General features: G+C 73.4%; 8 protein-coding genes and 1 other RNA gene. 7 read left to right on the forward strand and 2 right to left on the reverse strand.

Annotation, left to right across the window (positions count from 1 at the left end; translation table 11 throughout):
* From GTW08_RS11800 to GTW08_RS11815, 4 genes are all read left to right on the forward strand, one after another.
* Positions 1-1,062 (forward strand): saccharopine dehydrogenase family protein (locus GTW08_RS11800; protein ID WP_161151914.1); only part of this gene is annotated, 1,062 nt, incomplete at its 5' end.
* Between the two features lie 113 nt (positions 1,063-1,175).
* Positions 1,176-1,557: a transfer-messenger RNA gene (ssrA, locus tag GTW08_RS11805) on the forward strand.
* Positions 1,558-1,670: 113 nt separating this feature from the next.
* On the forward strand, positions 1,671-2,894 hold the full coding sequence (locus GTW08_RS11810) for a cytochrome P450 (protein ID WP_161151915.1): 1,224 nt from the start codon (positions 1,671-1,673) through the stop codon (positions 2,892-2,894).
* Positions 2,895-2,899: 5 nt separating this feature from the next.
* Positions 2,900-3,091, forward strand: a complete 192-nt coding sequence (locus tag GTW08_RS11815) for a ferredoxin (RefSeq protein ID WP_073578396.1) — start codon at positions 2,900-2,902, stop codon at positions 3,089-3,091.
* A gap of 3 nt (positions 3,092-3,094) precedes the next feature.
* Here the strand turns inward: GTW08_RS11815 and GTW08_RS11820 are convergent, their stop codons facing one another.
* Positions 3,095-3,823, reverse strand: coding sequence for a VIT1/CCC1 transporter family protein (locus GTW08_RS11820; RefSeq protein WP_161151916.1), 729 nt, complete (start codon positions 3,821-3,823; stop codon positions 3,095-3,097).
* A 65-nt stretch (positions 3,824-3,888) separates the two neighbouring features.
* Here GTW08_RS11820 and GTW08_RS11825 point away from each other — a divergent pair, with 65 nt between their 5' ends.
* From GTW08_RS11825 to GTW08_RS11835, 3 genes are read left to right on the forward strand one after another with little or no spacing between them, the layout of a single operon-like run.
* Complete coding sequence (locus GTW08_RS11825) at positions 3,889-5,379, forward strand: cryptochrome/photolyase family protein (protein WP_161151917.1); 1,491 nt, start codon at positions 3,889-3,891, stop codon at positions 5,377-5,379.
* Between the two features lie 28 nt (positions 5,380-5,407).
* Positions 5,408-5,926, forward strand: coding sequence for a MauE/DoxX family redox-associated membrane protein (locus GTW08_RS11830; protein WP_073578371.1), 519 nt, complete (start codon positions 5,408-5,410; stop codon positions 5,924-5,926).
* Positions 5,926-6,663 (forward strand): DsbA family protein, encoded by a 738-nt coding sequence (locus GTW08_RS11835; protein WP_161151918.1) that lies wholly within the window; start codon positions 5,926-5,928, stop codon positions 6,661-6,663. Before GTW08_RS11830 ends, GTW08_RS11835 begins: the two co-directional genes overlap by 1 nt.
* Here GTW08_RS11835 and GTW08_RS11840 read toward each other — a convergent pair.
* Positions 6,614-7,279, reverse strand: coding sequence for a YczE/YyaS/YitT family protein (locus GTW08_RS11840; protein WP_161151919.1), 666 nt, complete (start codon positions 7,277-7,279; stop codon positions 6,614-6,616). The genes GTW08_RS11835 and GTW08_RS11840 overlap by 50 nt on opposite strands.
* Positions 7,280-7,523 lie beyond the last annotated feature (244 nt).

The following is a 7,523-nucleotide window of genomic DNA, read 5'->3' on the forward strand; positions in this document are numbered from 1 at the left end:
TCGGCGCGGGACTGGCCGCTGATCGTCGCCGACGCCGCCGACCCGGCCGCGACCGACCGGCTCGCCGCGGGCGCACGCGTCGTGCTGAGCACGGTCGGCCCGTACGCGAAGTACGGACTGGGGCTGGTCGGGTCGTGCGCGAGGGCCGGCACCCACTACGCCGACCTCACCGGCGAGGTGCTGTTCGTCCGCGAGGCGATCGACCGCTTCCACGACACCGCCCGCGCGAGCGGCGCGCGGATCGTGCACTCCTGCGGCTACGACTCCGTCCCCTCCGACCTGGGGGTGTTCCTCGCGCACCGGGCCGCACAGGCCGACGGCGCGGGTGGGCTCACCGAGGTCCGCACGGTCGCGACGATGCGCGGCGGGGTCTCCGGCGGCACGGTGGACTCGTTGCGCGGGCAGCTCGACACCGTCCGCACCGACCGCGACGCCCGGCGCCTGGCCGCCCGCCCGCACTCGCTGAGCCCCGACCCGTCGGCCGAGCCGACGCCGTCGCAGCCGGGCGACGCGGGACCGCCCGCCCGGCTCCCGGACGGCACCTGGACCGCGCCGTTCGTGATGGCGTCCTACAACACCCGGATCGTGCGCCGTTCCAACGCGCTGCTCGACCACGCCTACGGCCGCGGACTGCGGTACGGCGAGCTCCAGGGCTGTGGTCGCGGGGTGTCCGGGGCGGTCACCGCGGGTGTGGTCACCGGCGGGCTCGGCGCGCTGGTCGGTGCGTTCATGGTGCCGCCGATCCGCCCGCTGCTCGACCGGGTGCTGCCCGCGCCCGGGACCGGGCCGTCGGAGCGGACCCGCGAGCGCGGCTGGTTCCGGATGGACGTGCGTGCCGAGACCGAGTCCGGGCGTCGCTACCGGGTGCGGGTCTCCGGCCCCGGCGACCCCGGCTACGGGGCCACCGCGGTCATGTTCGGCGAGGCGGGCCTCGCACTGGCCCTGGGCGGGTCCGCGCTGCCCGACCGTGCGGGCTGCCTCACCCCGGCCACCGCGCTGGGTGACGTGCTGGTCGACCGGCTGCGGGCCGCGGGGCACACCTACGACGTCGCGGCGGGATGAGACGCCACCGGGAACCGGGATGATCGGGCGGGCGTGGGGCGTTATGCTGTGCGTCCGCCCGGGTACATCCGTGCGGAGTGCAGGTGGACTGCGGGTCCTCCGGGACCCGACCAGGGGGTGAACGGTTTCGACTCCGATCGTTGATCGAGGTGAAGCGTGCCGAGGAAGGCGACGATGATCTCGTTAACCATGCGTCGCAAAAAAATAAGTGCCGACAACAGTCGCACTGCCCAGAGCGCTTACGCGCTCGCTGCCTGATTTTCAGGTAGGGGCTGTCGGGCCGGAGGCGTCCCCGCTCCGGTTCCCGACATCATTCAGGGGACTCACCCTGCGGTTCGGCCGCGGAATCGCAGGGGACATCCAACAGCGGCTGGGATCGTCACACCGGCTTGTTCGCGTGACCGGTGGATCCGAGTAGAGACAGAGCGGACTGCGCACGGAGAAGCCCTCGTGAACCGACGGAGGACCCGGGTTCGATTCCCGGCACCTCCACCGCCCAGCGGCCCCGTCCCGATCCCGGGACGGGGCCGTTCCTGTCTCTGCTCTCCGCACAGATCGTTGCGCAATGAAACTGAGCATTGCTAACATCCTCGGCGGGAGTGATGCCGATGACCGCCGTGACCGACCCCGTGACCACCTACCCGATGACGCGCGGGTGCCCCTGCGATCCGCCCGCCGAGCTCGCCCGCATCCGGGACGACGAGTGCCCCGCCGAGCCGGGGGTCGCCCGGGTCAGGATCTGGGACGGCAGTACGCCGTGGCTCGTCACCCGCTACGACGACGTCCGCGCCGCGCTCGCCGACGAGCGGCTGTCCGCCGATGCCGACCGCGACGGCTACCCGGCCGCGTCGCGGTCGCGCCGCGTGCGCTCCCGGGGGCGCCGGCGCAGCTTCATCATGATGGACGGCCCCGAGCACGCCCGGCACCGGCGGATGCTCATCGGTGAGTTCACCGTGCGCCGTATCGAGCGCCTCCGGCCGCTGGTCGAGCAGACCGTCACCGCGCTGCTGGACGCCATGGAAGCGGGGGAGAACCCGACCGACCTGGTGCAGGCGTTCGCGCTGCCGCTGCCGTCGCTGGTGATCTGCCACCTGCTCGGGGTCCCCTACGCCGACCACGCGTTCTTCGAGGCGCAGAGCCGGATCATGGTCGACCTGACCTCGGGCGCGGAGGCGTCGGCCGCGGCGTCGGACGCGCTGCAGGACTACCTCGCCGGCCTCGTCCGGGAGCGGCTGGACGAGCCGCGCGACGACGTGCTCGGCGGGATGGCCGCCCGGGTCGCGGCCGGGGACCTCACCGTCGACGAGGCGAGTGCCTCGGCGCTGCTGCTGCTCGTCGCCGGGCACGAGACGACGGCGAACATGATCGCGCTCGGCACGCTGACCCTGCTGCACCACCCCGACCAGCTCGCCGTCGTCCGCGACGGCGACGCCGCGCAGGTCCGCGCCGCGGTCGAGGAGCTGCTGCGGGTCCTGACCGTGACCCACGTCGGCCGCCGCCGGGTCGCGACCGAGGATTTGGAGATCGGCGGGGTCACGATCCGCGCGGGGGAGGGCGTCGTGCTCGCCGCCGAGGCCGCCAACCGCGACCCCCGCCAGTGGCCGCACCCCGACGAGGTCGACGTGACCCGCGGGACGAACCGGCACGTCGCGTTCGGGTTCGGGGTGCACCAGTGCCTGGGGCAGCCACTGGCCCGCCTCGAGCTGCAGATCGCCTACCCGGCGCTGCTGCGGCGCTTCCCGGGACTGCGGGTCACCGTGCCGGACTCGGAGATCCCGTTCCGCGACGACATGGCCGTCTACGGCGTGCACGCGCTGCCGGTGGCATTCTGATGGCCATGCGCGTGATCGTGGACAAGGAACTGTGCATCGGGGCCGGCCAGTGTGTCGTGACCGCGCCCGACGTCTTCGACCAGGACGACGACGGGATCGTCGAGCTGCTGACCGACTCGCCCGCCGAGGGCGACCGGGACGCGGTGAAGGAGGCCGAGCACGTGTGCCCGGCCCGGGTGATCAGTGTGGAGGACTGACCCTCAGGCGGCGCTGACGCCGATCAGCATGCCGACCAGGTACGTGGCGCCGGCGGCGATGGCGCCGAACGCCAGCTGGCGCAGCGCCGCCGACCACCACGACCGGGAGGTGAACCGCGAGGTCAGCGCCCCCGCGACGAGCAGGCCGACGCCGCCGACGGCGAGGCCGAGCGCGAGCGAGCCGTAGCCGAGCAGGAACGTGATCAGCGGGATCAGCCCGCCGACCGCGAACGCGGCGAACGACGACACCGCCGCCACCCACGGCGACGGCTTGTCGTCCAGGCTGACCCCCAGCTCCTGGCTGATGTGCATCCGCAGCGCCAGCTCGGGGTCGCGGTGCACCTCCCGGGACACGGCGTCGGCGGTCTGCTCGGACAGGCCCATCTCCCGGAACCGGGCGGCCAGCTCGTGCTGCTCGGCGCGGGGGTGCTGGGCCAGCTCACGGCGCTCGACGGCCGCCTCGGCGTCGAGCGCGTCGTTCTGGGTGCCGACCGAGGCGAACTCGCCGAGCGCCATCGAGAACGCCCCCGCGACGACACCCGCGAGCCCGCTGAGCACGATGACGTCACGGCCCGCCCCGCCGCCCCCGACGCCCGCGATCAGTGCGATCGTGGTGACCAGGCCGTCCATCGCACCGAAGGTGGCCGCGCGCAGCCAGCCGCCGGAGACGTCACGGTGGGAGTGGTCGTGGCTGTGGTCGGCGAGCTCCGCCTCCAGCTCCGGATCGTTCACGTCTGCAACGATAGGACGACCGCGCTCGCCGCGCGGCGCTGTGCGACCACCCCGACACTGGGTCGATGTCGTCCGATGACACGGCTCCGCTCTGGCTGTTCGCCGACCAGCTCGGCCCCCACGTGTGGGACACCGAGGAGTTCGCCGGCCGCGAGATCGTGATCGTCGAGTCCACCCGGGCGCTGGGCCGGCGGCGCCACCACCGCCAGAAGCTGCACCTGGTGCTGTCCGGGATGCGTCACCTCGCCGAGCAGCTCGGCGACCGGGCCACCTACCTGCGCACCGACACCTACCGCGAGGCGCTGGAGCAGGTCGGCCGCCCGGTGGTGGTGCACCAGCCGACGTCGTTCCCGGCCTCGGACATGGTGCGCCGTTTCGTGAAGGAGGGTCTGGTCACCGAGGTCCGGCCCACCCCGACCTTCGCGCTGGGCAAGGACGAGTTCGACTACTGGGCCGGTGACCGCGAGACCTTCCGGATGGAGGAGTTCTACCGCGCCCAGCGCGAGCGGTTCTCCGTGCTCATGGACGGCGAGAAGCCCGTCGGCGGGAAGTGGAACTACGACCACGACAACCGCGAGTCCCCGCCGAGGGGCGCCGAGCGCCTGGAGGTGAAGGCGCCCTGGAAACCCCGCGAGGACGGGATCGACGAGCAGGTCCGCGCCGACCTCGACGCGGCCGGGTACCCCACGGTCGGTAACGACGGGCCGCGCCGCTTCGCCGTCACCCACGAGGAGGCCACCCGGGCGCTGCGGCACTTCGTCCGGCACCGCCTCGACACCTTCGGCCCGTACGAGGACGCGGTGCTGGAGCAGGACTGGGCCATGGCGCACTCGCTGCTGTCGGTGCCGATGAACCTGGGCGCGCTGCACCCGCTGGAGGCGGTGCACGCCGCCGAGCAGGCCTACCACGACGGGGACGCCCGGCTGTCCAGCGTCGAGGGGTTCGTCCGGCAGATCCTCGGCTGGCGGGAGTACGTCTGGCAGCTGTACTGGCGCTTCGGGCGTGGCTACACGCGTCGCAACCACCTGCGGGCCCGCACCCCGCTGCCGGACTGGTGGACCGACCTGGACGCCGACGCCGTCACCGCGAACTGCCTGTCGCACGCCCTGGGCGGGGTCCGCGACCGCGGCTGGACCCACCACATCCCGCGCCTGATGATCCTCGGCAACCACGCCATGCAGCGTGGCTACCGGCCGGCGGAGCTCAACGACTGGTTCGCGACGGCGTTCGTCGACGGGTTCGCCTGGGTGATGCCCGCCAACGTGATCGGGATGAGCCAGCACGCCGACGGCGGCCGGATGGCCACCAAGCCCTACGCCTCCGGCGGCGCCTACATCGACCGGATGACCGACCTGTGCTCGGGCTGCGCGTTCGACCCGAAGGTGCGGGTGGGGGAGAAGGCCTGCCCCTTCACCGCGGGCTACTGGCAGTTCGTGCACCGCCACGAGGAGATGCTGGCGGGCAACAACCGCACCGCCCGCGCCGTCGCCACGATGGAGCGGCTGACCGATCTCGACGCGCTGCTGGAGCAGGAGTCCGCCCGCGAGGAGTTCTGAACCGGCGGGCTCGCTAGGCTCCCCGGTCGTGACCGCAGGCCGCCCGCTCGACGTGCTGGGCACCGTGCTGCGGCTGGGGCTGGCCGCGGTCTGGCTGGTGTCGGGGGCGGTGAAGCTGTCCGAGCCGTTCACCACGGCCGTCGCCGTCGCCGCCTACCGGGTGCTGCCGGACGCGCTCGTCGTGCCGGTCGCGACCCTGCTGCCGCCGCTGGAGATCGCACTCGGCCTGCTGCTGCTCGCGGGCCTCGCCACCCGGCTCGCCGCGGTGGTGGGCACCGTGCTGCTGCTCGCGTTCGTCGCGGGGCTGGTGCAGGCGTGGGCGCGCGGGCTGGCGATCGACTGCGGCTGCTTCGGCGGTGGCGGGCCGGTCGACCCCGACGACACCGGCTACGGCCTGGCCCTGCTGCGCGACCTCGCCTTCCTCACGGCCGCGGTGTACCTGGTGGTGCGCCCGCGGACGCTGTTCTCCCTCGACGGGCGCGGGGACCGGGCCGCGGCACACGACCACGACCGGCGGGCGCCGGCGGACGCGACGAAGGAGCACTGATGGGACAGAGCGAGCGCGAGCGCCGGCAGGCCGCGCAGGCCCGGCTGCAGGCGGCGGGGATCAGCACCGCACGCACCTCGAGCGGGCTCGGTCGCAACCTCGGGATCGGCGCGCTCGTGCTGGTCATCGCCCTGGCCACGGGCGTCTACGTGCTGTACCAGAACTACCAGAAGGCGACCGTCGCGACCTACCCGGTGACCCGCGACGGCGTCGTCGTGAAGGCCGGGAACCAGGCGGCCCCGGTGACCGTCGACCTCTACGAGGACTACCTCTGCCCAGCCTGCAGACAGCTGGAGAGCGGTGTCGGGAACCAGCTCACCACCGCGGTGAACGAGGGCAAGGCGAAGATCAACTACCACCACATCGTGATCCTCGACGAGCGCTCGACCCCGCCCGGTTACTCGACCCGCGCCGGCAACGCCGCGCTGTGCGCCGCCGACGCCGGGATCTTCCCCGCCTACCACTCCCGCCTGTACGCCGACCAGCCCGCCGAGGGCAGTGCCGGCAAGACGGTGCAGGAGCTGACCGCGCTCGGCACCGAGCTGGGGGCCACGGGGGACTTCGCGGGCTGCGTCACCCGCCAGGCGAACACCCAGGCGATCGCCGACGCGACCGAGGCGGCCGTCGCCGACCCGGCGGTGGCGCCCGGCGGCCGCTTCGGGACCCCGACGGTGATGGTGAACGGGGTCAAGATGGATCTGAGCAACGGGGACTGGCTGTCGAGGGTGACGGGCTGACCGCACCCACGGTGAAGCGCGGCAGGAACCACTGCACCAGCGGCCCGACGGCGAGTGCGTAGACCACCGTCACCGGGCCGAAGACACCGCCGAGCGCCCACCCGACGAGCACGACCGTCACCTCGATCGCGGTCCGCACCAGCCGCACCGACAGGCCGGTGCGGGCCGCGAGCCCGGTCATCAGCCCGTCCCGCGGGCCCGGCCCCAGCCCGACCCCGATGTAGGCCGCCGTCGCCGCCGCGTTCAGCACGATCCCGGCGACGGCGTACGCCATCCGCAGCCACAGCGCCTCCGGGGCGGGCAGCACCGCGAGCGCGGTGTCCACCGTGGCCCCGATGACGACGACGTTCGCCACCGTCCCCAGCCCCGGTCGTTCCCGCAGCGGGATCCACAGCAGCAGCACCCCGACCGCGACGACCACGGTCACCGCGCCCACCGACAGGGCCGTACGACCGGCGACGCCCTGGTGGAACACGTCCCACGGCATCGAGCCGAGGGCCGCGCGCATCATCAGCGCCATCGAGACCGCGTAGGCGACCAGGCCGGCCACGAGCTGGGTGAGCCGCCGGGTGCGCCGCGGCATCCGCAGCGACCAGCGGGAGCTGTCGATCGTCACGAGATGGCATGCTGCCTCGATCGGTGGCCTGTCGTCACCGTGCCACTCGAGCGAAAGTGGATCGGGAAAGACGCAGGGGGTCGGGGCGGAGCGCCTCGCCGCGCTGTGCGGTGACGTCCACGGCGGGCGCGGCCCGGCGTACCGGGTGCTGGCCGACGCGGTGCGGGTGCTGACCGGCGACGGCAGGCTGCCGTCGGGCACCCGGCTGCCGGCGGAGCGGGCGCTGGCCGAGGCGCTGGGGGTC

The organism is Pseudonocardia sp. SID8383 (assembly GCF_009864975.1).
Classification (GTDB): Bacteria; Actinomycetota; Actinomycetes; order Mycobacteriales; family Pseudonocardiaceae; genus Pseudonocardia; species Pseudonocardia alni.

Bases quoted from the DNA above. Each gene is read 5' to 3' on its own strand.
- GTW08_RS11825 (WP_161151917.1), top strand. From the start codon at position 3,889: ATGTCGTCCGATGACACGGCTCCGCTCTGGCTGTTCGCCGACCAGCTC.
- GTW08_RS11835 (WP_161151918.1), top strand. From the start codon at position 5,926: ATGGGACAGAGCGAGCGCGAGCGCCGGCAGGCCGCGCAGGCCCGGCTG.
- GTW08_RS11810 (WP_161151915.1), top strand. From the start codon at position 1,671: ATGACCGCCGTGACCGACCCCGTGACCACCTACCCGATGACGCGCGGG.
- GTW08_RS11815 (WP_073578396.1), top strand. From the start codon at position 2,900: ATGCGCGTGATCGTGGACAAGGAACTGTGCATCGGGGCCGGCCAGTGT.